Source organism: Hydrogenophaga sp. GW823-FHT04C09 (genome assembly GCF_058796355.1).
Window position 1 is genome coordinate 717323 of record NZ_JBXAIO010000002.1, and the last position, 26711, is coordinate 744033.

Annotated in this window: 27 protein-coding genes; 15 read left to right on the forward strand and 12 right to left on the reverse strand. The window is 69.8% G+C overall.

Features of this window, described 5'->3' with window-relative positions; genetic code table 11:
- Positions 1-26: 26 nt before the first annotated feature.
- From AC1Q9M_RS08595 to AC1Q9M_RS08605, 3 genes are read right to left on the reverse strand one after another with little or no spacing between them, the layout of a single operon-like run.
- A complete protein-coding gene (locus AC1Q9M_RS08595) occupies positions 27-980 on the reverse strand; it encodes a metal ABC transporter substrate-binding protein (RefSeq protein WP_492433315.1) in 954 nt (317 codons plus the stop codon).
- Between the two features lie 16 nt (positions 981-996).
- Entirely contained in the window at positions 997-1866 is an 870-nt protein-coding gene (locus AC1Q9M_RS08600; protein WP_382323668.1) for a metal ABC transporter permease, read from the reverse strand.
- Complete coding sequence (locus AC1Q9M_RS08605; RefSeq protein ID WP_382323669.1) at positions 1863-2636, reverse strand: metal ABC transporter ATP-binding protein; 774 nt, start codon at positions 2634-2636, stop codon at positions 1863-1865. The genes AC1Q9M_RS08600 and AC1Q9M_RS08605 overlap by 4 nt, the downstream gene beginning before the upstream one ends.
- An 86-nt stretch (positions 2637-2722) precedes the next feature.
- On the opposite strand from AC1Q9M_RS08605, the gene AC1Q9M_RS08610 reads away from it, so the two are divergent.
- Genes AC1Q9M_RS08610 through AC1Q9M_RS08635 form a run of 6 tightly spaced genes read left to right on the forward strand, consistent with a single transcriptional unit; the run spans position 2723 to position 6891 of the window.
- Positions 2723-3202 (forward strand): Fur family transcriptional regulator, encoded by a 480-nt coding sequence (locus AC1Q9M_RS08610; protein ID WP_492433318.1) that lies wholly within the window; start codon positions 2723-2725, stop codon positions 3200-3202.
- On the forward strand, positions 3199-3858 hold the full coding sequence (locus AC1Q9M_RS08615; protein ID WP_492433320.1) for an ABC transporter ATP-binding protein: 660 nt from the start codon (positions 3199-3201) through the stop codon (positions 3856-3858). The genes AC1Q9M_RS08610 and AC1Q9M_RS08615 overlap by 4 nt, the downstream gene beginning before the upstream one ends.
- Entirely contained in the window at positions 3855-5078 is a 1224-nt protein-coding gene (locus AC1Q9M_RS08620) for an FtsX-like permease family protein (protein ID WP_492433322.1), read from the forward strand. Before AC1Q9M_RS08615 ends, AC1Q9M_RS08620 begins: the two co-directional genes overlap by 4 nt.
- Before the next feature lie 4 nt (positions 5079-5082).
- Entirely contained in the window at positions 5083-5322 is a 240-nt protein-coding gene (locus AC1Q9M_RS08625) for a hypothetical protein (protein WP_382323673.1), read from the forward strand.
- 29 nt (positions 5323-5351) lie between these two features.
- The gene (locus AC1Q9M_RS08630) at positions 5352-5906 is read left to right on the forward strand and encodes a DUF3299 domain-containing protein (RefSeq protein WP_382323674.1); all 555 of its coding nucleotides are present in this window, start codon (positions 5352-5354) and stop codon (positions 5904-5906) included.
- A 28-nt stretch (positions 5907-5934) separates the two neighbouring features.
- Positions 5935-6891 carry an AEC family transporter gene (locus tag AC1Q9M_RS08635; protein WP_444688224.1) on the forward strand — a complete coding sequence of 319 codons (957 nt, stop codon included), beginning with the start codon at positions 5935-5937 and terminating at the stop codon, positions 6889-6891.
- A 15-nt stretch (positions 6892-6906) separates the two neighbouring features.
- Here the strand turns inward: AC1Q9M_RS08635 and AC1Q9M_RS08640 are convergent, their stop codons facing one another.
- Both AC1Q9M_RS08640 and AC1Q9M_RS08645 read right to left on the reverse strand, forming a co-directional pair.
- Entirely contained in the window at positions 6907-7356 is a 450-nt protein-coding gene (locus AC1Q9M_RS08640) for a hypothetical protein (RefSeq protein ID WP_382163694.1), read from the reverse strand.
- Between the two features lie 5 nt (positions 7357-7361).
- A complete protein-coding gene (locus AC1Q9M_RS08645; RefSeq protein ID WP_492433325.1) occupies positions 7362-7892 on the reverse strand; it encodes a GNAT family N-acetyltransferase in 531 nt (176 codons plus the stop codon).
- 179 nt (positions 7893-8071) lie between these two features.
- On the opposite strand from AC1Q9M_RS08645, the gene rpsP reads away from it, so the two are divergent.
- From rpsP to AC1Q9M_RS08675, 6 genes are all read left to right on the forward strand, one after another.
- Positions 8072-8326 (forward strand): 30S ribosomal protein S16, encoded by a 255-nt coding sequence (gene rpsP / locus AC1Q9M_RS08650; protein WP_382159826.1) that lies wholly within the window; start codon positions 8072-8074, stop codon positions 8324-8326.
- 16 nt (positions 8327-8342) lie between these two features.
- Positions 8343-8942: a ribosome maturation factor RimM gene (rimM, locus tag AC1Q9M_RS08655; RefSeq protein WP_492433328.1), complete on the forward strand. Its 600-nt coding sequence runs from the start codon at positions 8343-8345 to the stop codon at positions 8940-8942.
- 99 nt (positions 8943-9041) lie between these two features.
- Positions 9042-9818, forward strand: a complete 777-nt coding sequence (gene trmD, locus AC1Q9M_RS08660) for a tRNA (guanosine(37)-N1)-methyltransferase TrmD (protein WP_382323677.1) — start codon at positions 9042-9044, stop codon at positions 9816-9818.
- A 133-nt stretch (positions 9819-9951) separates the two neighbouring features.
- Positions 9952-10308, forward strand: coding sequence for a 50S ribosomal protein L19 (gene rplS / locus AC1Q9M_RS08665; protein WP_066268749.1), 357 nt, complete (start codon positions 9952-9954; stop codon positions 10306-10308).
- A gap of 93 nt (positions 10309-10401) precedes the next feature.
- A complete protein-coding gene (locus tag AC1Q9M_RS08670; protein ID WP_382159818.1) occupies positions 10402-11085 on the forward strand; it encodes a CoA pyrophosphatase in 684 nt (227 codons plus the stop codon).
- A 51-nt stretch (positions 11086-11136) separates the two neighbouring features.
- Positions 11137-12075 (forward strand): CobD/CbiB family protein, encoded by a 939-nt coding sequence (locus tag AC1Q9M_RS08675; protein ID WP_492433331.1) that lies wholly within the window; start codon positions 11137-11139, stop codon positions 12073-12075.
- A 108-nt stretch (positions 12076-12183) separates the two neighbouring features.
- Here the strand turns inward: AC1Q9M_RS08675 and rsgA are convergent, their stop codons facing one another.
- From rsgA to AC1Q9M_RS08690, 3 genes are read right to left on the reverse strand one after another with little or no spacing between them, the layout of a single operon-like run.
- The gene (rsgA, locus tag AC1Q9M_RS08680) at positions 12184-13158 is read right to left on the reverse strand and encodes a ribosome small subunit-dependent GTPase A (RefSeq protein WP_492433413.1); all 975 of its coding nucleotides are present in this window, start codon (positions 13156-13158) and stop codon (positions 12184-12186) included.
- Entirely contained in the window at positions 13122-13442 is a 321-nt protein-coding gene (locus AC1Q9M_RS08685) for a 4a-hydroxytetrahydrobiopterin dehydratase (protein ID WP_492433333.1), read from the reverse strand. The genes rsgA and AC1Q9M_RS08685 overlap by 37 nt, the downstream gene beginning before the upstream one ends.
- 14 nt (positions 13443-13456) lie before the next feature.
- The gene (locus tag AC1Q9M_RS08690) at positions 13457-14719 is read right to left on the reverse strand and encodes a M48 family metallopeptidase (protein WP_492433335.1); all 1263 of its coding nucleotides are present in this window, start codon (positions 14717-14719) and stop codon (positions 13457-13459) included.
- Positions 14720-14802: 83 nt separating this feature from the next.
- Between AC1Q9M_RS08690 and orn the strand changes: the two genes are divergently transcribed.
- The 3 genes from orn (at position 14803) to AC1Q9M_RS08705 (ending at position 19331) form a co-directional block, all read left to right on the forward strand.
- Entirely contained in the window at positions 14803-15396 is a 594-nt protein-coding gene (gene orn, locus AC1Q9M_RS08695; protein ID WP_492433337.1) for an oligoribonuclease, read from the forward strand.
- 93 nt (positions 15397-15489) lie between these two features.
- The gene (locus tag AC1Q9M_RS08700; protein WP_492433339.1) at positions 15490-17082 is read left to right on the forward strand and encodes an inorganic phosphate transporter; all 1593 of its coding nucleotides are present in this window, start codon (positions 15490-15492) and stop codon (positions 17080-17082) included.
- A 296-nt stretch (positions 17083-17378) separates the two neighbouring features.
- On the forward strand, positions 17379-19331 hold the full coding sequence (locus tag AC1Q9M_RS08705) for a DEAD/DEAH box helicase (protein WP_444688220.1): 1953 nt from the start codon (positions 17379-17381) through the stop codon (positions 19329-19331).
- Positions 19332-19396: 65 nt separating this feature from the next.
- On the opposite strand, the gene AC1Q9M_RS08710 is transcribed toward AC1Q9M_RS08705, so the two are convergent.
- From AC1Q9M_RS08710 to AC1Q9M_RS08725, 4 genes are all read right to left on the reverse strand, one after another.
- Positions 19397-20386: a hypothetical protein gene (locus tag AC1Q9M_RS08710; RefSeq protein ID WP_382323683.1), complete on the reverse strand. Its 990-nt coding sequence runs from the start codon at positions 20384-20386 to the stop codon at positions 19397-19399.
- A 30-nt stretch (positions 20387-20416) separates the two neighbouring features.
- Complete coding sequence (gene atzF / locus AC1Q9M_RS08715) at positions 20417-22258, reverse strand: allophanate hydrolase (RefSeq protein ID WP_492433342.1); 1842 nt, start codon at positions 22256-22258, stop codon at positions 20417-20419.
- Positions 22259-22428: 170 nt separating this feature from the next.
- A complete protein-coding gene (locus AC1Q9M_RS08720) occupies positions 22429-25956 on the reverse strand; it encodes a 5-oxoprolinase/urea amidolyase family protein (protein WP_444688217.1) in 3528 nt (1175 codons plus the stop codon).
- Between the two features lie 85 nt (positions 25957-26041).
- The gene (locus AC1Q9M_RS08725) at positions 26042-26704 is read right to left on the reverse strand and encodes an urea amidolyase associated protein UAAP2 (RefSeq protein ID WP_382323685.1); all 663 of its coding nucleotides are present in this window, start codon (positions 26702-26704) and stop codon (positions 26042-26044) included.
- Positions 26705-26711: the final 7 nt, after the last annotated feature.

Sequence of the window (26711 nt, forward strand, 5' to 3'; positions counted from 1 at the left end):
CGGCTTGATCGTGAAAGGGATGGTCCTCACTGCCCGCGCACGGCGGTGGTGAGTGCGCGGGTGTTGAAGCGCATCAGCTCGATGTAGCTCGGCGCCGCGCCGCCGGGCGCGGAGAGCGAATCGGAATAGAGCGCGCCCGAGGGCTTGACGCCGGTCTCGCGCGCGATCTGCTCGATCAGGCGCGGGTCCGAGATGCTCTCGACGAACAGGGCCTTGATCTGGTCCTGGCGGATCTGGCGCACCAGCTGCGCCACGCCCTTGGCCGAGGCCTCGCTCTCGGTGCTCACGCCCTGCGGCGCGAGAAAGCGCACCTGGTGGTCGCGCGCGTAGTAGCCAAAGGCGTCGTGCGAGGTGATCACCTTGCGTTGCGCCACCGGAATCGGCGCCCAGGCGGCACGGATCTCGGCCTCGAGCTCGTTGAGCCTGACCTCGTAGGCGCGGGCATTGCGGTTGTAGAGGTCGCAGCTGGCGGCGTCGGCCTGGCACAGGGCCTTGGCGATGTTGCGCGCGTACACCTTCACGTTGGCCACGCTCTGCCAGGCGTGCGGGTCGGTCTCGCCATGGCCGTGGTCATGGCCCTTCTTGTGCTCGCCGTGGTCGTGGTCCGGCTCGCTCTTGAGCGGCGGGATGCCCTGGCTGACGGTCACGGGCCGACCCTTGTAGGCCGAGGTCTTGAGCAGGCGGCCCAGCCAGCCCTCGAAGCCCAGGCCGTTGGCGAACACCACCTGCGCCTGGCCGACCAGGCGCGCATGGGCCGGCGTGGGCTGGAACACGTGGGCGTCGGCACCGGGCCCGACCAGCACGTCGACCGCCACGCGGTCGCCGCCGACCTCTTTCACGATGTCGCCCAGGATGCTGAAGCTGGCGACCGCGCGCAGCGGCGCCTGCGCGTGCAGCGGCGGGGTGAGCGCGGCCAGGCCCAGCGCGAGCGCGGCGAGGGTGGTGAGGCGGCGGGGCAGGAAGGCGGTGGTGTGTGTCATGAGCAGGTCCTTGGTTTCAGGCTTTGAGGTGGGAAAGGGCGGGGCGCCGCTGGCGCAGCAGGCCGTGCGGCGCGAACAGCATCGAGAGCAGGTACATCGCGCCCAGGCTGAGCACGATCACCGGGCTGGTGGGCCAGTCGGCGTGGTACGAGACCAGCAGGCCGCTGGCGCTGGCGAACAGGGCGAAGGCCACGGCGCAGGCCAGCAGCGGCACGAGGCGGCGCACCCAGAAACGCGCGGTGGCGGCGGGCAGCACCATCATTCCGACCGCCATCAGCGTGCCCAGGGCATGGAAGCCGGCCACGAGATTGATCACCAGCAGCGTCAGAAAACCGAAATGCGCGGCCGCGCTCCAGCGGCTGGTGCCGCGCAGGAAACCCGGGTCCAGGCACTCCAGCACCAGCGGGCGGTACAGCACGCGCAAGGCCAGCAGCGTCACGAGTGCAATGCCGCCCAGCAGCGCCAGCGCGGCGTCGTCCAGCGCGAGCACGGTGCCGAACAGCACGTGCAGCAGGTCCACGCTGTTGCCACGCGTCGAGACGATCAGCACGCCCAGCGCGAGCGAGAGCAGGTAGAAGGCCGCCAGGCTGGTGTCTTCGCGCAGCACGGTGTGGCGCGCGACCAGGCCGGAGCCGACGGCGACCGCCAGGCCGGCCGCGATGCCGCCCACCGTCATCGCGCCCAGCGACAGGCCGGCCACCAGGTAACCCAGCGCGGCACCGGGCAGGATCGCGTGGGCCATGGCATCGCCGGTCAGGCTCATGCGGCGCAGCATCAGGAACACACCGACCGGTGCGGCGCTCACCGACAGCAGCACGCAGCCCAGCAGCGCGCGCTGCATGAAGCCGAACTCCAGAAACGGGTCGAGCCACAGCGCGCTGCTCATGCCGGCACCCCGTGGGCGGTGGCGCCACAGGCCTCGGCGCCGTCGTCGAACGGCTCCTGCAGCCGCAGGGCGCGGGCCCAGTGGTCGGCGGTCAGCACCTCCGCCGTCACGCCCCAGGCCACCGGCTCGCGGGCCAGCAGCAGGGTGTGCGGAAAGTGCTCGCGCACCTGGGCCAGGTCGTGCAGCACCGCGATCACCGTCTTGCCCTGCGCATGCCAGCGGTGCAGCAGGACGAGCAGGTCGCGGGTGGTGCGCTGGTCGATCGCGGCGAAGGGCTCGTCGAGCAGCACCACCGGGGCGTCCTGCAGGATCAGGCGCGCGAACAGGGCGCGCTGCAGCTGGCCGCCGGAGAGCGTGTCGATCGCGCGCCGCTCGAAACCCAGCAGGCCGACCGCCGCCAGCGCCTCGTGGCAGGCGCGGCGGTGCGCGGCGCTGTGTCGCCCGAGCGCGCCCACCTCGTGCCACAGGCCGAGCAGGACCAGCTCCTGCACCGAGATCGGAAAACTGCGGTCGATCCCGCTGTGTTGCGGCAGGCAGGCCACGCGCTGGCGCGTGCCCAGGCCGTCGATGCGCCCGCCGAGCGGTGGGAGCTGCCCGGCCAGTGCCTTCAGCAGGGTCGATTTGCCCGCGCCGTTGGGGCCGACCACCGCCACCAGCGCACCCGGTGGCAGCGTGAGCGAGAGGTGGTGCACGGCCGGATGGCGCTCGTAGCCCAGCGTGAGGTCGTGCAGCACGATGGCCGATGGGGCGGAAGCTTGAAGGTCGGGCACGGGAGGATTGCAGCTAAGATACTGCAACTGAATTGCGATAGTGCGTATGTTAACGCAACATAGTTGCATTTATGGAGACCCAAGCCATGTCGCCACGCCAGACCAAAGAACCGGTGGCTGTGCCACCCCACATCCAGACCCGGCTGGAAGCCGCCGGCCTGCGCCGCACGCTGGCCACGCGCGCCGTGCTGGGCCTGTTCCTCGCGCAGCCGCACGGCGGGCTCACCCATGCGCAGGCGCTGAACGCGCTCACCGCGCGCGGGCTGGACATCAACCGCGTCACGCTCTACCGCCTGCTCGACCGCCTGGCCGCCTGCGGCGTGCTGCAACGCCAGACCGACGACCAGGCCCGCACCTGGCGCTTCAGCCTGGCGCCGCTGGATGCGAATGCCGACGAGGGCACACCGCCGCGCTTCGAATGCGACGCCTGCCACCGGCAATTTCCGATGGCCGACGTGAGCGAGCTGGCCCGCGACCTGTTGCACAGCCTCGCGCGCCAGGGCCACCGGGGCGAGCAGGTGGCGGTGCACGGCACCTGCGCGGACTGCCTGGAGCCCGCCGCGTGATCGAGTCCCGGGGGCTGCAATACGCCCACGCGGGCCAGGCGCCGCTGCGCATGGCCGATGTGTCGGTGGCGCAGGGCGGCACCCTGCTGCTGCGCGGGCCCTCGGGCAGCGGCAAGTCCACCTGGCTGGCGCTGGCCGCCGGCCTGCTCACGCCCGGCGCGGGCGAGATCGTGGTGGCCGGTCAGTCGGTGGGTGCCCTGCGCGGTGCGGCCCGAGATGCCTGGCGCGCGCGCCACATCGGTTTTCTGCCGCAGCAGCTGCACCTGAGCGACGCGCTCACGGTCGCCGACAACCTGGCGCTCGCGCACTTCGCCGCCGGCCTGCTGGTGGACCGCGCCGCCGTGGCCGAGGTGCTGGCGGCGCTGGACCTCGGCGCGCTGGCGAACCGCCGGCCCACCCAGCTCTCGGGCGGGCAGGCCCAGCGCGTGGCCCTGGCGCGCGCCGTGCTGCTGCGCCCGCGCGTGATCCTGGCCGATGAGCCGACCGCGAGCCTGGACGACGACGCCTGCATGACGGCGCTCTCGCTGCTGCGCCGCAGCGCGAAGGCGCTGGACGCCACGCTCGTGATCGCCACCCACGACGCCCGCGTGCGCGACGCGCTGCCGCATGCGCAGGTGCTCACCTTCGTGGCAACGCGCCCGGAGCGCGTGGCATGAACGTGTTGTCCCTTTCCTGGCGCTACCTCTGGTCGCGCCCGCTGGCCACGGCGCTCAACCTCTTGCTGCTCGCGCTGGGCCTGGCCTCCATGGCGTTCGTGCTGATCGCGCGCGACCAGGTGGACCGCGCCTTCGAACGCGACCTCGCCGGCATCGACGCGGTGGTGGGCGCCAAGGGCAGCCCGATGCAGCTCATCCTCGCGGGCGTGTTCCACCTGGACGTGCCGCCCGGCAACATCCCGCTGGCCGAGGCCCGCCAGCTCGCGGAACACCCGCAGGTGGCGCAGCTCATCCCGCTGAGCCTGGGCGACAACCTGGGCGGCTTCCGCATCGTGGGCACCACGCACGACTACCCGGCCCACTACGGTGCCCGGCTCGCGCAGGGCGCGCTCTGGCAGGCGCCGCTGGAGGCCGTGCTGGGCGCACAGGTCGCCGCGCGCACGGGCCTGCAGGTGGGCCAGGCCTTCGAAGGCGCGCACGGCCTGGGCGTGGGTGGCAGCTCGCACGGCGAGACGCCGTACACCGTCACCGGCGTGCTCGCGCCCTGCGGCTGCGTGCTCGACCGGCTGGTGCTCACCGCTACCGAATCGGTCTGGCGCGTGCACGACGACATGCACGCCGGCGCGAACATGGACGAGGCCGAGCGCGCCGAACTGGCCGAGGCGCTGGCGGCCGAGCGCGAGATCACGCTGGCCCTGATCCGCTACCGCACGCCGTTGGCGGCGGTGAGCTTCCCGCGCTTCATCAACCAGACCACCTCGCTGCAGGCCGCGGCGCCGGCGGTGGAGATCACGCGCCTGCTGAGCATGGTCGGTGTGGGCACGCAGGTGCTGCGCGGGCTGGCGGCCGTGCTTCTGGGCGTGGCCGGGCTGTCGGTGTTCATCGCGCTCTGGAGCGCGGTGCGCGAGCGCCGCGCCGACCTGGCGATGCTGCGCATGCTGGGCGCGCCGCCGCGGCGCGTGGCCGCGCTGCTGCTGTGCGAGGCGCTGTGGCTCGCGTTGCTGGCGTGCGCGCTGGGCCTGCTGGCCGCGCATGCGCTCACGGCCCTCATGGGCGAGATGTTGATGGCCCGGCATTCGCTGGCCATCACCGGTTGGCAATGGGTGTCGGGCGAAGCCTGGGTGCCCGTGCTGGCCTTGGGGGTGGCGGTGGTGGCGGCGCTCCTGCCGGCCCTCCATGCCTACCGTGTCGATGTCACTCAACTCCTGAATTCGAGGTAACACCATGAAGAAAACACTGTTCCTGTTCGCCGCCGCCCTGCTGTCCACCGCCGCGCTGGCCCAGCACTCCGACAAGGAGACCAGGGAAGACATCGCCCGCCACCGCGCCATGGCCGTGGCGCACGAAGGCGCGGCCAAGTGCCTGGAGGCCGGCAAGGGCGAAAAAGTCTGCATGCAGGAACTCGCGGTGGCCTGCAAGGGTCTGGCCCTGGGAAAATACTGCGGCATGCGCCACGCGCACTGACGGCCTGAACCCAACCGAGACGATTCCCCATGCGCCACCTGTTCCAAGCCTCTCGTTTCGCCGCGCTGCTCGTGATGGGCGGGGCCGTGCTGGTCGGTGCCGGGGCCCAGACCCTGAGCTCGCCGGTGCCGCCCGGCACCCCCTCGAGCCAGCCCTCGGGCCTGCCGCACGGCCAGGGTGCGGGTGTGCACAGCCCGCTCAGCCCGTTCGCGCCCCTGCCCAGGCGCGGCGACGTGGTCGCCTGGTCGACGCTGACCGACATCACCACCAAGGTGGAGAACAAGCGCATCGTGCCGGTGTACCCGGCGCCGGTGGCCGAGCTGAACCAGAAGAAGCTGCGGCTGCAGGGCTTCATGATGCCGCTGGAGCCGGGCGAGAGCCAGCGCCACTTCCTGCTCGCCTCGGTGCCGCTGACCTGCGGTTTCTGCACGCCGGGCGGGCCCGAGAGCATGGTCGAGGTGCGCACCAGCAAGCCGGTGAAGTACAAGCTGGAGGCGGTGGTCGTCGAGGGCACCTTCCACGTGCTGCAGAACGACCCCTACGGCCTGTACTACCGCATCACCGGCGCCGTCGGCGTCGAGTGACGCGCACGCCTGGCGATACCATCGCCGGGTGAACATCGCCAGCCACCCCGTCGTCGCCTCCCTCACCCCGGTCTTCATCCTGATCGGCCTCGGCTACCTGGCCGGGCGCCTGCAATGGATCCGCGATGCCGCGGTCAAGGACCTGTCCAACCTGGTCTTCCTGCTGCTCATCCCGGCCCTGCTGTTCCGCACCATGAGCTCGGTGCATTTCGAGGAACTCGACCTGCGGCCGATCGGCGCCTACTTCCTGGCCGCGCTGTCGCTGCTGGCGGTGTCCATCGCCTGGCGGGGCTTCAACCGGGGCAGCGTGGTGCTGGCCCTGGCCGGCACCTTCTCCAACATGGTGATGCTGGGCATCACGCTGGTGGAACTGGCCTACGGCAAGAGCGCGCAGGTCACGGTGCTCACGCTGGTGTCGGTGCATGCGCTGATCCTGCTGACCACCGGTTCCATCGTGCTCGAACTCGCGGTGGCGCGCGAAGCCCGCGCGGGTGGCCAGCGCGCGCCGCACGTGCTGGCCACGGCGTGGTCGGCCTTCAAGGGCGCGCTCATCCACCCGATTCCCCTGCCCATCCTGTGCGGCCTGCTGTTCGCGCAGAGCGGCCTCACGCTGCCCACGGTGGTGGACCGGCCGTTGCAATTGCTGGGCAGCGCCTTCGGCCCGATCGCGCTGGTGCTGGTGGGCGTGACCCTGGCGCGCACACCCATGGCCGGCCACCTGCGCCAGGCCCTGTGGGTCAGCGTGTCCAAGAACCTGGTGCTGCCGCTGCTGGTGGGCCTGTGCGCCTGGGGCATGGGCATCACCGGCATGCCGCTGACCGTGATGGTGGTGGCCGCGGCCCTGCCGGTGGGGGCGAACGTGTTCCTGTTCGCCCAGCGCTACGAGGTGGCGCAGGAAGTCACCACCGCGGCCATGGGCCTGTCCACCGTGCTCGCGCTGTTCACGCTCAGCCTGGTGATGACCACCATGGCCTGGCTCAACTGAGCGCCGGGTGCTCGCTCACTGGCTGATCTTGCGGCCTTCTTCGACCTGGTACTCGAAGTAGCGCTGGAAGCCGAAGGCCAGGCTGCCCATCAGCGCGACCGTGCCCATCAGCAGCGCGGCCACGAGGGCGCCGATGGTCAGCCAGTTGGTGCCGCCCGAGACGGCGTCCGCCGGCAACTGGGGGTTGAACTGGCGGTTCCACTTCTCGCGGTCGGTCAAGGCATAGACGATGGCCATCAGGCAACTGGCGGAGATGGTCGCGCCGAGCAGCGGGATCAGCACCCACGAGAGCTTGTCGTCCTGCCCGTAGAGCAGCACACGGTCCACGCCCCACAGGCCCAGCGCCGCCGGGATCGGGTGCAGCCAGCCCACCCAGTCGCCCAGGCCGCGCAGGTAGAAACGGTGCAGGCCGAGCATGCCGCCCAGCAGCGCCAGCCAGACCGCCAGCGTCTTGTTCTTGCGCATCATCGTCATGCGCCCTCGTTCGGCGGCGCACTGTCACCGGCACCCAGGGTCTTCTGCATCAGCACGATGTCGAGCCAGCGGCCGAATTTCCAGCCGCACGACTGCACCACGCCCACGGGCTCGAAGCCCAGCGCCTTGTGCACACCGATGGAGCCGGCGTTGGCCGAATCGCCGATCACGGCCATCACCTTGCGCGTGCCGGCGCGTTCCAGCGCGGCCAGCAGCTCGGCGAGCAGCGCGCGGCCCAGGCCCTGGCGGTGGGCCGCCGGGTCCATGTAGATCGAGTCCTCGACCGAAAAACGGTAGGCCGGGCGCGGCTTGAACCAGTTGCCGTAGGCGTAGCCCAGCACCTGGCCGCCTTCTTCGGCGACCAGCCAGGGCAGGCCCTTGCCCAGCACGTCGGCGCGGCGCGCCGTCATCTCGGCCAGGGTGGGCGGGGTGGTTTCGAAAGTGCCGGTGCCGTGCAGCACGTGGTGGCCGTAAATGCGGGTGATCGCGTCGAGGTCTTCGTCGCGGCTGGGGCGGATCAGGGGCATGGGTAAGGTGGGTCGCTCGGGAAGGGGCTGGCAAAACCAGCGAACGGGCTATAATCGCGGGTTTCGTGGCGTTTCGCTGGCCGGGTGGTCAGTCGTGTGTCTCAAGCGCTGCAAATAAAGCGGGTCGCAAGATCCAGTGAAGTACCGATCCTGGTACCTCTCCACCCGAAGGATAAATCATGGTCGTCATTCGACTCTCCCGCGGCGGCGCAAAAGCCCGTCCGTTCTACAACATCGTGGTTGCCGACAAGCGCAATCGCCGCGATGGCCGCTTCATCGAGCGCATCGGTTTCTACAACCCCCTGGCCCGCGGTGGTGAAGAGCCCCTGCGCATCGCCCTGGACCGCCTGACCTACTGGACCGGCGTTGGCGCCACCCCGTCGGACACCGTGGCGCGCCTGGTCAAGCAGAACGCCGCCAAGGCCGCGGCCTGATCCTGCCCGCAGCAAGGTGAGCCACCCCGCGTCCGGCGCCTTCAAGGCGTTGCCCCTGCCCGACGACGCCGTCGAGCTGGGGCGCATACAGGACGCGTGGGGCATCAAGGGCTGGGTCCGCATCCTGCCCCACAGCGCCGACACCTCGGCGCTGATCGCTTCCTCTTCCTGGTTCCTGCAGCCGCCCGAAGCCCGCTTCGCGCGCGGCTTCTCGGCGTTCACGGGCTGCGTGGGCGTGGGCGTGGCGGAAGTCAAACCCCACACCGACGGCCTGGTCGCCCAGCTGGACGGCGTGGACGACCGCAATGCGGCCGAGGCCCTCAAGGGCGTGCGCATCTACCTACCGCGCAGCGCCTTTCCGGCCACCCCCGAAGGTGAGTACTACTGGGTCGACCTGATCGGCCTGGACGTGTTCAACCGCGAAGGCGTGCACCTGGGCGTGGTGCGCGACCTCATGCCCACCGGGCCCACCTCGGTGCTGGTGCTCGAACACACCGAGACGGTGGACGGCACCGAGCAGACCGCCGAGCGCATGATCCCGTTCGTGGCGGCCTACATCGACGATGTCGACAAGGCGCGGCGCCGCATCACCGCCGACTGGCAGCCGGATTACTAGGCCCCCACGCTCCGCCGCTGCGCGGGTCGCTGCCCCCCGAGGAGGTTGATCCGGCTTGGGGCGGCCCGGCACCGGATCGTTGACGCTCACAATACCGCCATGCGCTTCGACGTCATCACGCTTTTCCCGGAGCTGTTCGCGCCTTTCCTGCAGCACGGCATCAACCGCCGCGCCTTCGAGTCCGGCCAGGTGGCCGTGCACCTGTGGAACCCGCGCGACTTCGCCGAAGGCAACTACCGCCGGGTCGACGACCGCCCGTTTGGCGGCGGCCCGGGCATGGTCATGATGGCCGAACCCCTGTGGCAGTGCCTGCAGGCCATCCGCACCGCGCGCGCGGAGGCCGACGATGCCCGCGCCCCCGTGGTCCTTTTTTCCCCGATCGGCGAGGCGCTGAACCACGCGGGCGTCGAGGGCTGGTCGCGCAGCCAGGGCGCGGTGCTGGTGTGCGGCCGCTACGAAGGCATCGACCAGCGCTTCATCGACACCTGCGTGGACCGGCAGATCAGCCTGGGCGACTTCGTGCTCTCGGGTGGCGAGATCGCGGCCATGGCCCTGCTGGATGCCGTGGCGCGCCTGCAGCCCGGCGTGTTGACCGACGAGGGCAGCCACCAGCAGGACAGCTTCAACCCGGCGCTCGACGGCCTGCTGGACAGCCCGCACCACACCCGCCCCGAGGTCTGGCAGGGCCCGCGGGGGCCGATGGCGGTGCCGGAGGTGCTGTTGGGCGGCCACCACGAGCGCATCGCCCGCCACCGGCGCGAGCAAAGCCTGCTGCTCACGGCCAGCCGCCGGCCCGACCTGCTGGCCCGTGCCCGGGCGCAGGGATTGCTCGACGCGGCGGACCAGGCTTTCCTCCGCGCTCAGGGATTGCTATAATCCAAGGCTTTTCGATCCTCTGACCGGCCGCCGCGACCGGGCCACCCCGCAAACCCGCAAGGGTCTGGACAGGGGCCCTGCCGGATTCGCGGCCTTTAGTGCAGCGCGGCCATGACCGACAAAACAGGAAATCATGAACCTCATCCAAACCCTTGAGCAAGAAGAAATTGCTCGCCTTGGCAAAGTCATTCCCCCGTTCGCCCCTGGCGACACCGTGATCGTCAGCGTGAACGTGATCGAAGGCACGCGCAAGCGCGTGCAGGCCTACGAAGGCGTGGTGGTGGCCCGCCGCAACCGTGGCCTGAACTCCAGCTTCATCGTGCGCAAGATCTCCAACGGCGAAGGCGTCGAGCGCACTTTCCCGCTGTACAGCCCGCTGATCGCCAAGATCGAAGTCAAGCGCCGCGGTGCCGTGCGCCGTGCCAAGCTGTACTACCTGCGCGAGCGCAGCGGCAAGTCGGCCCGCATCAAGGAAAAGCTGGGCGCGTAAAGCGCATCGGGCCTGGCCCGGTCGCCTGCACCCTCCCAAAAAAAGCCGCTCCCCGGAGCGGCTTTTTTGCGTCTGGCCTATGCTTGCCTTCACATGACCCACGTTCTGCCCGCTTTTGATCCGCGCCTGGTGCCCATCGTCGCGGACGAGGCCGACGAGATGCTGCGCCCCGCGCAGGCGCAGCGCCTCACGCCCACCGGCCTGCGCGAACTCTTCGCCCGCCCGCCGGTGTGGACGCCCGAACTGCACCGCGAGCGCAAGTTCGTCGACCGCGCGCCCGCCGAGGCGGCGGTGCTGCTGCCGCTGGTGATGCGCGACGAGCTCACGCTCATCCTGACCCAGCGCACGGCCCACCTCTCCACCCACTCGGGCCAGATCGCCCTGCCGGGCGGCAAGCTCGACCCCGAGGACGCCGACGCCACCGCCGCCGCCCTGCGCGAGGCGCAGGAAGAGATCGGCCTGGCGCCGGATCGGGTGGAGGTGCTGGGCACGCTGCCGGTGTACGTCACCGGCACGTCCTTCATCGTCACGCCGGTCGTGGGGCTGGTGCGGCCGGGTTTCGAGCTGGTGCCCAACCCGGACGAGGTGGACGACGTGTTCGAGGTGCCGCTGGCCTACCTCATGAACCCCTTGCACCACCGGCGCCACGCGCTGGCCTTCGAGGGCGTGGTGCGCGAGTGGTACTCCATGCCCTACCTGGACGGCGACCGCGAGCGCTTCATCTGGGGCGCCACCGCCGGCATGCTGCGCAACTTCTACCGCATGCTCAGCGCCTAGGCCCGTGCGGCGCTCTGTGGCGCGCGCCCCTCACGCCACTATGATGGCGCCATGAGTTTTTTCGCCATCCTCATTGCCCTGCTGCTGGAACAGGCGCGCCCGCTCGCCTTTGACAACCCCGTTCACGCCGGTCTGCGCGGCTGGGCGCGCACCGTGCGCCGCAACCTCGATGCAGGCCAGTCCTCCCATGGCTGGGTCGCCTGGGTGCTGGCGGTGGGCGTGCCGGCGGCCATCGCGGGGCTGGTGTATTGGGGCCTGTGGCAATTCAGCTCCGTGCTGGCTTTCGTGTGGACCATCGGCATCCTTTACGTGACGCTGGGCTTTCGCCAGTTCAGCCACCACTTCAGCGAAATCCGGCAGGCGCTCGATGTGGGCGACGACGCCACCGCGCGCGAGAAGCTGGCCCGCTGGCTGCGTGTGGACGCCTCCAGCCTGCCGCGCACCGAGCTGTTGCGCCAGGTGATCGAGCACTCGGTGCTGGCCGCCCACCGCCACGTGTTCGGCGTGCTGGTGTGTTTCGTGGTGTTCTGGGCCATCGGCCTGGGCCCCTCGGGCGCGGTGTTCTACCGCCTGGCCGAGTACCTCTCGCGCAACTGGCGCGCGCGCCCGGACGGCACGCCCAGCCCGGCGCTGCAGCACGCCGCCGCGACCGCCTGGCGCTGGGTCGACCACGTGCCGGCGCGCGTGACGGCGCTGGGTTTCGCCGTGGTGGGCAACTTCGAGGAGGCCGTGGCCAGCTGGCGCGGTGATGCCGAGCGCTTTGCCCCGGGCAGCGACGGCGTGGTGCTGGCCGCCACCTCGGGCGCCATCAACGTGCGGCTGACCCCGCAGCTCGATCCGCTCACGATCGAAGACGACGAGGTGGTGGGCGACCCCGGCGCCCGGCCGGATCCGCAACTGGCCCACCTGAGCAGTGTGGTGGGGCTGGTGTGGCGCGCGGTGGTGCTCTGGATGCTGCTGCTCGCGCTGCTCACCCTCGCTGGCCTGTAGCCGGAGAGCGGTCAATCCATCCAGAACACCGTGGAACTGGCTTCGCCAGGCCACAGGTGTTGCCCCCTGGGGGGTGACGCGCCGAAGGCGCGGCGCGGGGGGAGCCTATCAATACCGCCGCTTGTCCGAGAGTTCCGCGAACAGCTCGCCGTAGAGGCGGTAGCGGTTTTCGCTGATCGCCAGCGGATCGTCGGCCGGCTGGTCCGGCTCCCCGGTCTGCACGTGTTCCAACACCCCGCAACCCGGCTCGTGCAGGTGCGTGCAGTTGTAGAAGCGGCAATGGCCCAGCGTGGCGTTCAGGTCGGGCATGAGGTGGGCCAGCTGCATGGGCTCGATGTGGTTCAGGCCGAATTCCTGGAACCCCGGTGAATCGATCAGCGCGGTGCGGCGTTCCGCGTCCACCCAGTACCAGGTGGTGCTGGTCGTGGTGTGTTTGCCGGAGTTGAGCGCCCGCGAAATCTCGCCCGTCAGCGCGCGCGCCTCGGGCACCAGCCGGTTCACCAGTGTGCTCTTGCCCACGCCCGAGGGGCCCAGCACCAGGGTGCGCTTGTTCGCCAGCCGCTGCTGCAGGGCATCGAGGCCGGCTTCCGAACCGTCGGCCGATTTCAGGCGCAGCGGCAATACCGCGCAGCCCATGCGCCGGTAGGGCTCCAGGCGGGCCCAGGCGCGGTCGAACGCGGGCTGCAGGTCGCTCTTGTTGAGCACGATCAGCACGTCGATGCCTTCGGCCTGTGCCGCGATCAGGGCCCGGGTCAGCTGGCTCTCGGAAAACTCCGGATCGGCCGCCACCAGCACCAGCACCTGGTCGAGGTTGGCGGCAAACGACTTGGTGCGCATCTCGTCCTGCCGGTAGAACAGGTTGCGCCGCTCGTCCACGCGCTCGATGCTGCCTTCGTCGCCGGTGACCTGCCATTGCACCTGGTCGCCCACGACCACGGCGTTCTTCTTGCCGCGCGGGTGGCAGATGCGGCGTTCGCCGTCGAGGCTTTCCACGAGGCAGTGGCGCCCGTGGGCGGCCACCACCAGACCGGGTTGCAGATCGGCCATCAGGCCTTCTGCAGGGCGTCCACCGCGGCGGCGCAGTGGATGTCGCTGACCGAGATGCCGTTCACGTCGTGCGTGTTGAAGCGCACCGTGCAGCGGCCGTAGCTGACGGCCAGGTCAGGGTGGTGGTCTTCGCGGTGCGCGATCCAGGCCAGGGCGTTCATGAAGGCCATGGTCTCGTGGAAGTTGGCGAAGCTGTAGGTTTTCTCCAGCGCGCCGTCGATCAGCTTCCAGCCCTGGGCGGCATCGCCGTTGAGCTGGGTGAGCTGGGTCACGATTTCGGTGGCGGAGAGGGCGCGGCGGTTCTGGTGGATCGGGTTCATGGGTCGGGTTCGCGTCAGGCGGTTTGCAGGCGGGAGAGGCGTTCGCTCGCCGGCGGGTGGGAATAGTAGAAGCGCGCGTACAGCGGGTCGGGCGTGAGCGTGCTGGCATTGTCCTTGTAGAGCTTGAGCAGCGCGCTGGCCAGATCGGGGCCGCTGGTGTGGGCCACGGCATACGCATCGGCCTCGAACTCGTGCTGGCGCGAGAGCTGCGCCATCAGCGGCGAGAGGAAGAAGGTGAACAGCGGCACCACCATCATGAACAGCAGCAGGGCCAGCGCGTCGTTGGGCGTGTCCATCGACGGCGTCACGCCCAGACCGCTGAAGAACCAGGCCTGGCTCGACACCCAGCCCAGCAACGCGAAGCCCGCCAGGCTCAGCGCGAACATCAGCACGATGCGCTTGAGGATGTGGCGGCGCTTGTAGTGGCCGAGTTCGTGCGCGAGCACGGCATCGATCTCGTCGGGGCTGAGCTGTTTGAGCAGGGTGTCGAAGAACACCACGCGCTTGGCCGCGCCGAAGCCGGTGAAGTAGGCGTTGGCGTGGGCGCTGCGCTTGCTGCCGTCCATCACGAACAGGCCCTTGGCGGCGAAGCCGCAGCGCTGCATGAGCGCGTTCACGCGCGCCTTGAGCGTTTCGTCCGCCAGCGGTTCGAACTTGTTGAACAGCGGCGCGATGAGGGTGGGGTAGAGCACCAGCGCGAGCAGGTTGAAGGCCATCCAGACGCCCCAGGCCCAGAGCCACCAGGTCGGGCCGGCCGCGCCCATGAGCCAGAGCACCAGCGCGGCGATCGGCAGGCCGATCAGCGCGCCCACCAGCGTGCCCTTGACCAGGTCGCCCAGCCAGAGCGACATCGTCATCTTGTTGAAGCCGAAGCGTTCCTCGATGCGGAAGGTGGCGTACCAGCCCAGGGGCAGGGTGATGAGGCCGCCGATCAGCACGAAGGCCGCGAGCAGCGCCAGCTGTTGCAGCATGCCGCCGCCCAGCGCGTCCAGCAGCCGCTGGTTGAGCCAGTCCAGGCCGCCCAGCAGCGTCCAGCCCAGCAGAAGCGCAGCCTCGATGGCGGTCTCCAGCAGGCCGAAGCGCGCCTTGGTGATGGTGTAGTCGGCCGCCTTCTGGTGCGCGGCCACCGAGATCGTGTCGCTGAAGGCCGCGGGCACGGCGTGGCGGTGGCGTGCCACATGGCGGATCTGTCGGCTGGCGAGCACGGTGCGCACCAGCAGGCCCAGCAGCAGCAGGGCGCAGAAAACGGCGGTGAATGCGAAGGAAGCGGTGTCCATGGGGCCGAGTCTATCGAAGACGGCCCTTTGCGCGCGCCGTGGGGCCGGGGGCCCCGGGCGGCGGATCGGCGAGAATGCCGGCCATGACTTCTGCCTCCACCGCCCCGGCGGGCACCGCCGCCGACACCCCCACCCTCGCCAAGAGCGACCAGAACCTGGTCTGGATCGACTGCGAGATGAGCGGGCTCGACCCCGAAAAAGAGCGCCTGTTGGAAATCGCGGTGGTCATCACCGGTCCGCAGCTCACGCCGCGCATCGAAGGGCCGGTGATCGTGGTGCACCAGAGCGACGCCGTGCTCAACGCCATGGACGCCTGGAACAAGGGCACGCACGGCCGCAGCGGCCTGATCGACAAGGTCAAGGCCAGCACGGTGAGCGAGGAAGAGGCCGAGGACACCCTGCTGGCCTTCATCGCCCAGTACGTGCCCAAGAACGGCTCGCCGATGTGCGGCAACACCATCAGCCAGGACCGCCGCTTCATGGTGAAGTACATGCCCAAGCTGGAGGCCTACTTCCACTACCGCTGCCTGGACGTGAGCACGCTCAAGGAACTGGCCCGCCGCTGGCGGCCCGAGGTGTACGAGTCGTTCAAGAAGCACCAGAAGCACACCGCGCTGGCCGACGTGCACGAGTCCATCGACGAGCTCGAGCACTACCGCACCCACTTTCTGCGCTGAACGCGCGCCCCACGGCTTGCACCGGCGCCCCTGCGCGCCGGCCTTGGGGTCTGCGGCTACATGTCAAAATTGTGACGTTCACATGAGATTTGCATGACAAAAAAATCCCGTTACCGCTTCGTTTCGAAGCACCAGGAGGTGCTCCAGCTGGGCGCCGCGGTGCTGTTCCTCCTCCTGGTCGGGCTGTACGCCTCCCTCACCGGTGCATCCACCGCAGGCCTGGCGACTTCGGCGATGTGGCTGCTGATCGTGGCGGCGGCGGTGGGGGCCTACATGGCCATGAACATCGGCGCCAACGACGTGGCCAACAACATGGGCCCGGCGGTGGGTTCGGGTGCCATGACCATGGGCTGGGCCATCGTCGTGGCCGCCGTCTTCGAGGCCCTGGGCGCCATCGTGGCCGGTGGCGACGTGGTCGGCACCATCAAGGGCGGCATCATCGATCCCAATGCCATCTCGGACCCGGCGCTGTTCGCGTGGGTGATGTTCTCCGCGCTGCTGGCCGGCGCGCTCTGGCTCAACCTCGCCACGGCCGTGGGGGCCCCCGTGTCCACCACGCACTCCATCATCGGCGCGGTCATGGGCGCCGGCATCGCCGCCGGCGGCTGGGGCCTGGTCAACTGGGAAACCATCGTCCAGATCGTGATCAGCTGGGTGATCTCGCCCCTGGCCGGCGGTGCGATGGCCGCCGCCTTTCTGTACATCATCAAGCGCAGCGTGACCTACCGCAGCGACATGATCGACGCCGCCAGCCGCGTGGTGCCCATCCTGATCGCCGCCATGGTCTGGGCCTATACCACCTACATGCTGCTCAAGGGCCTGGGCCAGATGGTGCATGTCGGGGTCCCGACGGCCATGAGCGCGGGGGTGGTGCTGGCCGTGGTCGTGTGGGCACTGATCCGCAAGCCCATCGCCAAGCACGCCCGGCGGCAGGAGAACAGCAAGAACGGTGTCAACCGCCTGTTCACCTGGCCGCTGGTCTGTTCGGCCGCGCTGCTGAGCTTCGCCCACGGCGCCAACGACGTGGCCAACGCCATCGGCCCGCTGGCCGCGATCTACGAAGCCGTGAAAGACGGCGCCATCGCCACCAAGGCCGGTACGCCGCTGTGGATCATGGTGCTGGGCGCGCTCGGCCTAGCGGTGGGGCTGGCGCTGTACGGCGCGCGGCTCATCCGCACCGTGGGCAAGGAAATCACCGAGCTGGACAACATGCGCGCGTACGCCATCGCGATGTCCGCCACGCTCACGGTGATCGTCGCCTCGCAGCTGGGCATGCCGGTGTCGACGACGCACATCTCCATCGGCGCGGTGTTCGGCGTCGGCTTCCTGCGCGAACTGCTCAAGGTGAACTACGCGAAGATGGAACGTGTGGTGCGCTCAGGCCACCAGGGTGCCGACCGCGACGTGGTCGAGGCCTACCTGAGCCGCTTCGAGGCCGCCGAGGTGAGCGAGAAGAAGCGCATGCTGGCGGACATGAAGCGGCTTGCCAAGCAGCGGGAGCTGGCGCAACCGGAAGATGCGGTGTTCGCCAAGAAAGAACAGAAGGCGTTCAAGAAGGCCTACAAGAAGGAAATCGTCAAGCGCTCCGTGGTCATGCGCATCGTGGCGGCCTGGATCGTCACCGTGCCGGCCACCGCCGTGCTGGCGGCGCTGCTGTTCTACGTGGTGCGCGCCGTGCTCAATTGAGCGCGGATGTAAAGACTTGGGGTTTTCCCGAATCCATGCCATAATCAGCGGCTTCGCAGGCAACTGCGATGATTTGTGCATCTGCCTCACACACCAGGCCCCCCGCAACCGCAGGATGGGGCCTTCGCTCCCGGTGTCACGCTTCTCTCTGTGACCCATGGCGCGTCGATCGTTTGATGGTTGATGTTTTGTAACCACGAACGGATCCGACGCCCCGGAGCTGCCACCTTTTCAAGGTAGGCCGTCCCTTTAGCGTTTGCATTCGATCAATTGCGCCCTCTGGCGCATGGACGAACATGAGCGACTCTTTTGAAGCCCGCGGCGATTTCTCGCCCGAAATCCTCTCTGCCGACACCGAGGCAGACCTTTCCACCCCCGTGATCGCTGAGGCCGCAGAGGCCATCGAGCCCACCGGCCCCAACGGCTTCGAGCTGTTGGGCCTGGCGCCCGAGCTGGTGCAAGCCTGCGTGGACCTCGGGTACACGCAGCCCACCACCGTGCAGAACAACGTGATCCCCAAGGCCTTGCTGGCCGAAGGCGAGCAGCGTTTTGCCGACCTGATGGTCTCCAGCCAGACCGGCAGCGGCAAGACCGCGGCCTTCCTGCTGCCCGTGCTGCACACCCTGCTGCAGCAACGCGCCGCCGCCGACGCCAAGGAGCGCGCCGACCGCGAACAAGCGGTGGCCGACGCCCTGGCCCGTGGCGAAGCACCGCCCAAGGCGCCCAAGCGCAAGGACCCCACCAGCTCGCGCAACTTCAAGGCCGCCACCCCCGGCGCCCTGATCCTGTGCCCCACGCGCGAACTCGCGCAGCAGGTGGCCAACGACGCCATCGACCTCGTGCGTCACTGCCGCGGCCTGCGCATCGCCAACGTGGTGGGCGGCATGCCCTACCAGTTGCAGATCGCGCGCCTGCAGAACGCCGACCTCGTGGTCGCCACCCCCGGCCGTCTGCTGGATCTGCAGCGCTCGCAGCAGCTCAAGCTCGACCAGGTGCAGTTCCTCGTCGTCGACGAAGCCGACCGCATGCTCGACCTGGGCTTCTCCGACGACCTCGCCGAAGTCAACGCCCTGACCAGCCAGCGCCGCCAGACCATGATGTTCAGCGCGACCTTCGCGCCGCGCATCCAGCAACTCGCCATGCGCGTGATGCACGACAACGGCAAGCACGCACAAAAGGTGCAGATCGATTCGCCGCAAGAGCAACACGCCAACATCAAGCAGGTGCTGTTCTGGGCCGACCACGCCGACCACAAGCGCAAGCTGCTCGACCACTGGTTGCGCGACACCACCATCAACCAGGCGGTGGTGTTCTGCAGCACGCAGATCGAATGCGATGGCCTCGCCAACGACCTGCAGCAATCCGGCTTTGCCGCCGTGGCGCTGCACGGTGCGCTGAACCAGGGCATGCGCAACCGCCGCCTGATGGCACTGCGCAACGGTCAGGTGCAGATCCTGGTGGCCACCGACGTCGCCGCGCGCGGCATCGACGTGCCCACCATCACCCACGTCTTCAACTTCGGCCTGCCGATGAAGGCCGAGGACTACACGCACCGCATCGGCCGCACCGGCCGTGCCGGCCGCGACGGCCTGGCCGTCACCTTCGCCGAGTTCCGCGACCGCCGCAAGATCGGCGACATCGAGGCCTACACGCGCCAGCGCATCAACGTTGAGACCGTGCCCGGCCTCGAACCGCGCCAGCGCGCGCCGCAACCCGAGTTCGGTGGCCGTGGCCGCCCGGGCGCAGGCCGTGGTGATCGCTTCGGTGGTGGTGGTGATCGCAACTATGCCGACCGCAGCAACTTCAACGCCCGTGGCCCCGCACCGCGCGGCCCGCGTTTCGAAGGTCGCCCGGAAGGCCGCTTCGACGCCCCCCGCGTCGACCACAGCCGCCCGGAAACGCGCTTCGACCCGCGCTTCGAAGGCCGTGCCGAGCCGCAGCCGCGCCACGAGAATCGCTTCGACAACCGGGGTGAAAACCGCTTCGAGAACCGCGGTGATCAAGGCGGCTACCGCAACGACACGCGCCCGGCCAGCCGGGGCTTCGGCGACCGGGGCGCCGCCCCGGCGCGCACCGGTGGCAAGCCCGGTGGCTTCTCCAGCTTCGGCCGCAGCGACAAGGGCGGCGAGCAACGTGGTGGCTTCAGCGACCGTGGCAACGCTGAGCGCGGCGCCATGCGTGGCGAGTTCGCGCCGCGCCGCAACGAAGGCGGCCCGGCCCGCCCGATGGCGCGCCGCGCACCGCGCTGATCGATCCGGTCATCCATGAAAAAGCCAGGCCCTAGGGCCTGGCTTTTTTTGCACGGGCGACGGCGTCAGGCCGGCACAGGTTGTGCGTCCAGCGATGGCGCGTGGCGGGCGATCGCCATCACCACGCCGGCGAGCCGGCGTTGGCGGATCTGATCGTGCAGTTCGTGCAGACCGCAGTTCGCGACCCGTGTCTCCAGCCGCGCCAGGGCGTCGCGCGCGACATCCGGGTGCTCCTCCAGGTAGGCTTCCAGCGCTTCGGGCGCGCTGTCGGACATCGCGTTGCGCGCCATGCACAACACGGCGAGCACGTCCGCCGCATCGGGCGACGACGCCAGCAGCGCGACGAACGCCTGAGGCGCCGCGAGTGCGCCCAGAAGCACGTCGCCCACCTCGCTGCAATGGTGGAGGCCGAGGCTGGCCAGGGCGAGGAGCGGGGCCGCTTGCCCGGCTTCGAGCAGGCCCTGCGCGAGCATCGACGCCTTCTCGACGTCCTCGGTGCATGCCGCGATGAGCGAGGGCAGGGGGACGACCCCCCTGTGCAAAAGGCGCTCGAACTCGACCGGCGACAAGGTCTTGGCCGCCTCCGCCACGCGCTGGCAGGCGTCCTTGATGTCGCGCTCCAGTTGCTGCACGATGGCCTCGTTGTCCTCGGTGATCTGCCTCACCGTCAGGACCGCCAGTTGCGCCAACGCCCGGGCCGGGATCAGGGGAACGCCCAGCGACGCGGTGCCGATCGTCAGCGAGAACGCCAGACCCATCGGAGAGGCGTTCCCTCGGGTGGTCGCCTGGTAGATGTCTTTCCCGAGCGTGGCGGCCCACACCGCCGTGGCCCCGAGCATCGTGGCGCTCCCTGTGGCGAACACACCGGCGAGAAACCAGTAACCACAGTGCGAGAGCGAACTGGGCAGGCGCGAGTGGATGAAATCGTTCCTGGCCTGGATGGCACGGGCCACCTGGTCTTCCAGGTCCTGCAGCGAGGGCACGGTGTCCTGCGGCTGAAGGGCGATCGGGTCAAGTGAGTCGTGTGAGATGTGCAAAGGGTGAAAGGCGTTCATGCACCCTAGTGACCACCGCGTCGCGCTGGTTCATCGGGGTGCACCCGCCGCGAGCCAGGCGCGCCAGCCGCCGAAGGCGGTGATGTCGGTCGCGCCACCGACGCCCAGCCCTTCGCAGATGAAGCCCGGCACCTCGCTGCCGTCGGCGAGCTTCACCTTGCCGATGCCCAGCGGTGCGGGAATGCCGGCCGCGAAGCTGCCGAAAAGAGCCGACGGTACTTCCCACACCTCCATCGCGATCGCCGCGCCGCCCTCGGCCACCCGCACCATGCCGGGCCGTTGCACCGGTCCACCGGCCAAGGCGTAGAAGCGGTACTCGGGTGCGGAGACGGGGCTGTCCACGAGCCGCGCGCCGCGTGCTGTGAGCTGGTGGTTCAACGGCAGGCCCGAGAGGTGCGCGCCGCACACCGCCACGCGCACCGTGCCCGAGCCGGCCGCGCCCACCTCGCCGCCCGGCAGGCCCACGCACGCCGGTGTGGCCGACACGTCGGTGCCCGTCGCGCCCAACGAGCCACCGAGCGCGCGGTGAAAACGATCGGCCAGGCGCAGCAGCGCCAGGTCCTTGTGCGCGGGCGCGCCCAGCGTCACGCCCCAGGGCAGGCCTTTCGCGTCGCCGCTGGCCAGCACGCCGGCCGGCACGGCCACGGCGCATTGGTCCAGCAGGTTCACGAAGTTGGTGTAGCGGCCCAGGTTGGCGTTGAGGCGGATCGGGTCGGCCTGCATCTCGGCGATGCGGTAGACCGTGCCGGCCGTGGGCGTGAGCAGGCAGTCCACCTCGTTCCACACGCGGTCGCACACGCGGCGCAGCGCCTTGAGCTTGTAGGCGCCCGCGAAGGCCTCGGCGGCGGTCTTGCCGCGACCCCCTTCGATGATGCGGCGCACCGGCGGGAACACCGCCTCGGGCTGCGCGTCGATGAAGCCCTGGATGGCGACGTAGCGCTCGGCCACCCAGGGGCCTTCGTAGAGCAGCTTGGCCACGGCCAGGAAGGGCGTGAGGTCGATGGTGACGGCCGTGCCGCCGAGCGATTCGAGGCGCTTGACCGCGTCGGCGAACAGCGTGGCCGCCGCCTCGTTGCCGAAGAAGTCCAGGTCCTCGTGGCGCGGCACGCCGAAGCGGAACGGCCCGGCCGAGAAGTCCACGCCCAGTGGCTGCGCGGGTCGGCTGTAGGCATCGGCCTCGTCGAACGCCGCCGCCACGCCCAGCACGGCCTGCGCGTCGCCGGCCGTGAGCGCGAGGATGGAGGGCGTCTCCACCGAGCGGCAGGCCGGCAGCACGCCCCAGGCCGAGAGCAGGCCCAGCGTGGGCTTGAGGCCGATCAGCCCGTTGAACGACGCCGGCACGCGGCCCGAACCGGCGGTGTCGGTGCCCAGCGCGAACGTCACATACCCCTTGGCCACGGCCACGCCCGAGCCGGAGCTGGAGCCACCCGAGATGAAGGCGGGGTGGTGCGGGTTCTGGCACGCGCCGTACGGCGAGCGCGTGCCGTTCAGGCCGGTGGCGAACTGGTCCAGGTTGGTCTTGCCCACCGGCACCGCGCCGGCCGCGATCAGCTGGCGCACCACGAAGGCGCTGTCCTGCGGCGTATAGGCGAATTCGGGGCAGGCGGCGGTGGTGGGCACGTGCGCGAGGTCGATGTTGTCCTTGATCGCGAAGGGCACGCCGTACAGCGGCAGGCTGGCCGGGTCCACGCCGTCCAGGCGCGTGAGGTAGGGTTCGACCTCGGCCTCGCTCAGCACGTGGATGTAGGCGTGGTGCGGGTCGGCCGCGCTGCGGCGCAAGGCTTCGGCGATCACCTCGCGCGCGGTCGCGGTGCCTTTGCGATAGGCGGCCTGCAGGCTGGCGAGATCGAAGGACAGTGAGCTCAGGGACATGAAATCTCCTTGGAATTCGTGAAAAGGTCTATACGCAACGCATGAAACAACGCCGACCAGAGGCACCGAGGGTCCGGCTTTGCCGGCCCCAGGTGCCGTCCCCCCTCGAAGCGCCGAAGGCGCGCCACGGAGGGGGGAAGCCGCGCAGCGGCGCAGGGGGGTGTTTCATCTCAGGCCGCGGCTTCATCAATGAGCACCAGCACGTTCTGCCCGGCGGCCACCGCGCCGCCTTGCGCGCACATGAGGCTGTGGACGGTTGCGTCCGCGGGCGCGAGCAGGTTGAACTCCATCTTCATGGACTCGATGACCAGCAGCACATCGCCGGCGCGCACCTGCTGGCCCACGCTCACGGCCACCTTCCACACGTTGCCCGGCACGCTGGTGGCCAGCGCGCGGCCGCCCTCGGGCAGGTCGATCTCGGCCTCCACGCCAGCGGCGGTCACATCGGCCTCGCTCGCGTAGTCCACCTGGCCGGCGGCGGCCCAGCGCTCGCGCTCGGCCTCGAACGCGGCCTGCTGCCTTGCCTTGAACGCGCCCACGGCGGCGTCGTTCTCGGCCAGGAAACGCCGGTAGTCCTTCAGGCTGAACGTGCCGTCTTCCGTGCGCAGCGCGTAACCACCGTGCGGGAAGCGCGCGCGGATGTCTTTCAGTGCGTCCTCGCTCACCGGCTCGAAGCGGATCTGGTCGAAGAAGCGCAGCAGCCAGGGCTGCTCGAACGGCGTGCCCGGCGTGCCGTGCCGCCAGCGGTTCCACATCTGCAGCGTGCGGCCCACGAACTGGTAGCCGCCGGGGCCTTCCATGCCGTACACGCAGAGGTAGGCGCCGCCGATGCCCACGGCGTTCTCCGGCGTCCAGGTGCGCGCGGGGTTGTACTTGGTGGTCACCAGCCGGTGGCGCGGGTCCAGCGGCGTGGCCACCGGCGCGCCCAGGTACACGTCGCCCAGGCCCAGCACGAGGTAGCGCGCGTCGAACACGACCTGGAACACGTCCTCGATCGAGTCCAGCCCGTTGATGCGGCGGATGAACTCGATGTTGCTCGGGCACCAGGGCGCGTCCGGCCGCACCGATTGCATGTACTTCTCGATCGCGAGCTTCGTCTGCGGGTCGTCCCACGAGAGCGGCAGCACGACGGTGCGCGAGGGCACCACCATCTCGTCCACCGGTGGCAGCGCGTCGTCCACCTCGGCGATCACGCGCAGCAGCGCCTCGCGCGGCAGGCGCGTGGGGTCGAAATGCACCTGCAGCGAACGGATGCCCGGGGTGAGGTCGATCACGCCGTCCAGGTGCTGGCGCTTCAGGCCTTCCAGCAGGGCCTGAACGCGCATGCGCAGCTCCAGGTCCAGTGTGAGCGGGCCGAACTCGATCAGCACGTAGCGGTCGCCCGCCTGCCGCACCACGCGGCGCGGGCGCTCGCCCTCGGCCGCGCGGTCGTCCAGGATGGGGCTGGCCGGCGAGCCCGCGCGCCGGTGAAAACGCACCGTGTCACCCGGCCGCAGCTGGCCCAGTTTCCACAGCTCGTCGTGCAGCACCACGGCCGGGCACACGAAGCCGCCCAGGCTCGGGCCGTCGGGCCCGAGGATCACCGGCATGTCGCCGGTGAAGTCGATCGCGCCGATGGCGTAGGCGTTGTCGTGGATGTTCGACGGGTGCAGCCCGGCCTCGCCGCCGTCGCTGCGCGCCCACTGCGGCTTGGGGCCGATCAGGCGCACGCCGGTGCGGCTGCTGTTGTGGTGCACCTTCCAGTCGGTGCCGAAGAACATCGTGATGTCCTCCGGCGTGAAGAAGTCCGGCGCGCCGTGCGGGCCGTAGAGCACGTCGATGTCCCAGTGGTTCGTGTACTCGGGTGCGTAGACGTAGTCGCTCATGGTCTGTGCCTCGACCGAAGCCGGTGCGTCCGCCAGGTGCAGCACATCGCCCGTGCGCAGGTGCCGCCCCGCGTGGCCGCCGAACTGGCCCAGCGTGAAGGTGCTGCGGCTGCCCAGGTACAGCGGCACGTCCAGCCCGCCGGCCACGGCCAGCGCGAGCCGCACGCCGGTCTCGCAGCGGCCCACGGCCAGCGTGGCGCCGGCCGGCACCTGAAGGGACTGCCACATGGCCACGGGCTGACCATTCAATGTGAGCTTCGCGGGCGCGCCCGTCACCGCCACCACCGTGGCCACGTTGAAGCGCAGCGTGGGCCCGGCCAGCGTGATCTCCAGCGCCGCCGCATCGCTGGCGTTGCCCACCAGCTGGTTGGCCATGCGGTGCGCGTGCGCGTCCATCGGCCCGCTCGGCGGCACGCCCACGGCCCAGTAGCCCTGGCGGCCCGGCCAGTCCTGCACCGAGGTCTGCACGCCGGGCTCCAGCACGTCGATGGTGCGCGGCCTGAACTCGAACGTGGAGAGAAAGCGCGTGACCTGCCGGCCTTCGCGAAACACCGGGTCGCGCACCACCTGGCGCAGGTAGCCAAGGTTGGTCTCGATGCCGGCCAGGCGCGTGGCGTCCAGCGCGTCTTCGAGCTGCGCCAGGGCCTGCTCGCGCGTGTCGGCGGTCACGATCAGCTTGGCCAGCATGGGGTCGTACCAGGCGGGCACCTCGGTGCCGCGCTCCACCCAGCTGTCCACCCGCGCGCGGGGAGGGAACACCACGTCGGTCAACAGGCCCGCGCTGGGCTGGAAGTTCTTCGCCGGGTCTTCCGCGTACAGCCGCACCTGGATGGACGCACCGCGCGGCACCGGCTGCAGCGTGGCCAGCGGCGGCAGGTCGCCGGCCGCGAGCTGCAGCATCCAGGCCACCAGGTCCACGCCGCAGACCTGCTCGGTCACGCCGTGCTCCACCTGCAGGCGCGTGTTGACCTCCAGGAAGTAGAAGGCACCGCTCGCTGCGTCGTACACGAACTCCACCGTGCCGGCGGAGCGGTAGTTCACCGCCTGCGCCAGCCGCACGGCGGTGGCGTGCAGCTCGGTGCGCTGCGCGTCGCTCAGGCCGGGCGCCGGGGTTTCCTCGATCACCTTCTGATTGCGCCGCTGCACCGAACAGTCGCGCTCGCCCAGCGCGATCACGCCGCCCGCGCCGTCGCCGAACACCTGCACCTCGATGTGCCGCGCCTGCTCCACGTACTTCTCCAGGAACAGGCCCGCGTCCTTGAAGTTCGCCTGCGCCAGCCGCCCCACGGACTCGAACGCGTCGCGCAGTTCGGTGTCATTCCACACCAGCCGCATGCCGATGCCGCCGCCGCCCGCCGTGCTCTTGAGCATCACCGGGTAACCGATGCGCGCGGCCTCGGCCGTGGCCTGCGCCAGGTCGAGCAACAAGCCCGAGCCCGGCAGCAGCGGCACGCCGCGCGCCTGCGCCAGGTCGCGCGCCGTGTGCTTCAGGCCGAAGGCGCGCATCTGCTGCGGCGCGGGGCCGATGAAGGCGATGCCCGCCGCCTCGCAGGCCTCGGCGAAGGCCGGGTTCTCCGACAGGAAGCCGTAGCCGGGGTGAATGGCCTGCGCGCCGCAGTCCTTGGCGATCTGAAGGATGCGGTCCGCGCGCAAATAACTCTCGGCCGCCGGGGCAGGGCCCAGCAGCCAGGCCTCGTCGGCCTCGCGCACGTGGCGGGCCTGGGCGTCGGCCTCGGAATACACGGCCACGCTGCGCACGCCCAGGGTTTTCAGCGTGCGGATGATGCGGCAGGCAATTGCGCCGCGGTTGGCAATCAGGACCTTGCTGAACATGAGGGGGTCTCCGGATGCAGGCCGTCCTGCAAAGCTGTCTTGGCGCCCCGGGCCGTCCCGGGGCGATGGGGTTCAGAAGGCGGGGTCAGTCCCAGACCAGCAACTGGATCGGCGTCGGGTTGTAGGCGTTGCAGGGGTTGTTGAGCTGCGGGCAGTTGCTGATCAGCACCCACACGTCCATCTCGGCGCGCATCTCCACGTACTTGCCGGGGCCGGACACGCCGTCCTCGAAACTCAGCGCGCCCTCGGCCGTCACCGGCACGTTCATGAAGAAGTTGATGTTGGGCACCAGGTCGCGCTTGCCCAGGCCCACGTCGGCGTGCTGCAGGGCGATCAGGTAGTTGTCGCGGCAGCTGTGCATGTACTTCTTCTGCAGCGCGTAGCGCACCGTGTTGCTCTCGGCCGCGCAGGCGCCGCCCAGCGTGTCGTGCCGGCCGCAGGTGTCGGCCACGATGGTGAGCATGGGGTTGCCGTCATTGCTGCGGATCACCGAGCCGGTGGTGAGGTAGATGCCGCCCTGGCGCTGCATGGTGTCGGTGGCGCTGTAGTGCTCGGCCGGGTCGTGCCGGTTGTAGAACAGCACGTCGGCGGCCTGGTTGCCTTCCAGGTCCACGATGCGCAGCGTCTGCCCGCGCTTCACCTCGAACAGGATGGGTTCGCCCGCCGGGTGGCGCTGGTTCAGCACGGCGTGCGCGGGGTCCAGCGCGCTTTCTTGAAGTCGAATCGCGGTGGCGGTGTTCATGGTCATCGTCTCC

Excerpts from the sequence above, each read along its gene's own strand:
- AC1Q9M_RS08595 (WP_492433315.1), bottom strand. The coding sequence starts at position 980 with ATGACACACACCACCGCCTTCCTGCCCCGCCGCCTCACCACCCTCGCC.
- AC1Q9M_RS08600 (WP_382323668.1), bottom strand. The coding sequence starts at position 1,866 with ATGAGCAGCGCGCTGTGGCTCGACCCGTTTCTGGAGTTCGGCTTCATG.
- AC1Q9M_RS08610 (WP_492433318.1), top strand. The coding sequence starts at position 2,723 with ATGTCGCCACGCCAGACCAAAGAACCGGTGGCTGTGCCACCCCACATC.
- AC1Q9M_RS08620 (WP_492433322.1), top strand. The coding sequence starts at position 3,855 with ATGAACGTGTTGTCCCTTTCCTGGCGCTACCTCTGGTCGCGCCCGCTG.
- AC1Q9M_RS08625 (WP_382323673.1), top strand. The coding sequence starts at position 5,083 with ATGAAGAAAACACTGTTCCTGTTCGCCGCCGCCCTGCTGTCCACCGCC.
- AC1Q9M_RS08630 (WP_382323674.1), top strand. The coding sequence starts at position 5,352 with ATGCGCCACCTGTTCCAAGCCTCTCGTTTCGCCGCGCTGCTCGTGATG.
- AC1Q9M_RS08640 (WP_382163694.1), bottom strand. The coding sequence starts at position 7,356 with ATGCGCAAGAACAAGACGCTGGCGGTCTGGCTGGCGCTGCTGGGCGGC.
- AC1Q9M_RS08645 (WP_492433325.1), bottom strand. The coding sequence starts at position 7,892 with ATGCCCCTGATCCGCCCCAGCCGCGACGAAGACCTCGACGCGATCACC.
- rpsP (WP_382159826.1), top strand. The coding sequence starts at position 8,072 with ATGGTCGTCATTCGACTCTCCCGCGGCGGCGCAAAAGCCCGTCCGTTC.
- trmD (WP_382323677.1), top strand. The coding sequence starts at position 9,042 with ATGCGCTTCGACGTCATCACGCTTTTCCCGGAGCTGTTCGCGCCTTTC.
- rplS (WP_066268749.1), top strand. The coding sequence starts at position 9,952 with ATGAACCTCATCCAAACCCTTGAGCAAGAAGAAATTGCTCGCCTTGGC.
- AC1Q9M_RS08670 (WP_382159818.1), top strand. The coding sequence starts at position 10,402 with ATGACCCACGTTCTGCCCGCTTTTGATCCGCGCCTGGTGCCCATCGTC.
- AC1Q9M_RS08675 (WP_492433331.1), top strand. The coding sequence starts at position 11,137 with ATGAGTTTTTTCGCCATCCTCATTGCCCTGCTGCTGGAACAGGCGCGC.
- AC1Q9M_RS08685 (WP_492433333.1), bottom strand. The coding sequence starts at position 13,442 with ATGAACCCGATCCACCAGAACCGCCGCGCCCTCTCCGCCACCGAAATC.
- AC1Q9M_RS08690 (WP_492433335.1), bottom strand. The coding sequence starts at position 14,719 with ATGGACACCGCTTCCTTCGCATTCACCGCCGTTTTCTGCGCCCTGCTG.
- orn (WP_492433337.1), top strand. The coding sequence starts at position 14,803 with ATGACTTCTGCCTCCACCGCCCCGGCGGGCACCGCCGCCGACACCCCC.
- AC1Q9M_RS08700 (WP_492433339.1), top strand. The coding sequence starts at position 15,490 with ATGACAAAAAAATCCCGTTACCGCTTCGTTTCGAAGCACCAGGAGGTG.
- AC1Q9M_RS08705 (WP_444688220.1), top strand. The coding sequence starts at position 17,379 with ATGAGCGACTCTTTTGAAGCCCGCGGCGATTTCTCGCCCGAAATCCTC.
- AC1Q9M_RS08710 (WP_382323683.1), bottom strand. The coding sequence starts at position 20,386 with ATGAACGCCTTTCACCCTTTGCACATCTCACACGACTCACTTGACCCG.
- atzF (WP_492433342.1), bottom strand. The coding sequence starts at position 22,258 with ATGTCCCTGAGCTCACTGTCCTTCGATCTCGCCAGCCTGCAGGCCGCC.
- AC1Q9M_RS08720 (WP_444688217.1), bottom strand. The coding sequence starts at position 25,956 with ATGTTCAGCAAGGTCCTGATTGCCAACCGCGGCGCAATTGCCTGCCGC.
- AC1Q9M_RS08725 (WP_382323685.1), bottom strand. The coding sequence starts at position 26,704 with ATGACCATGAACACCGCCACCGCGATTCGACTTCAAGAAAGCGCGCTG.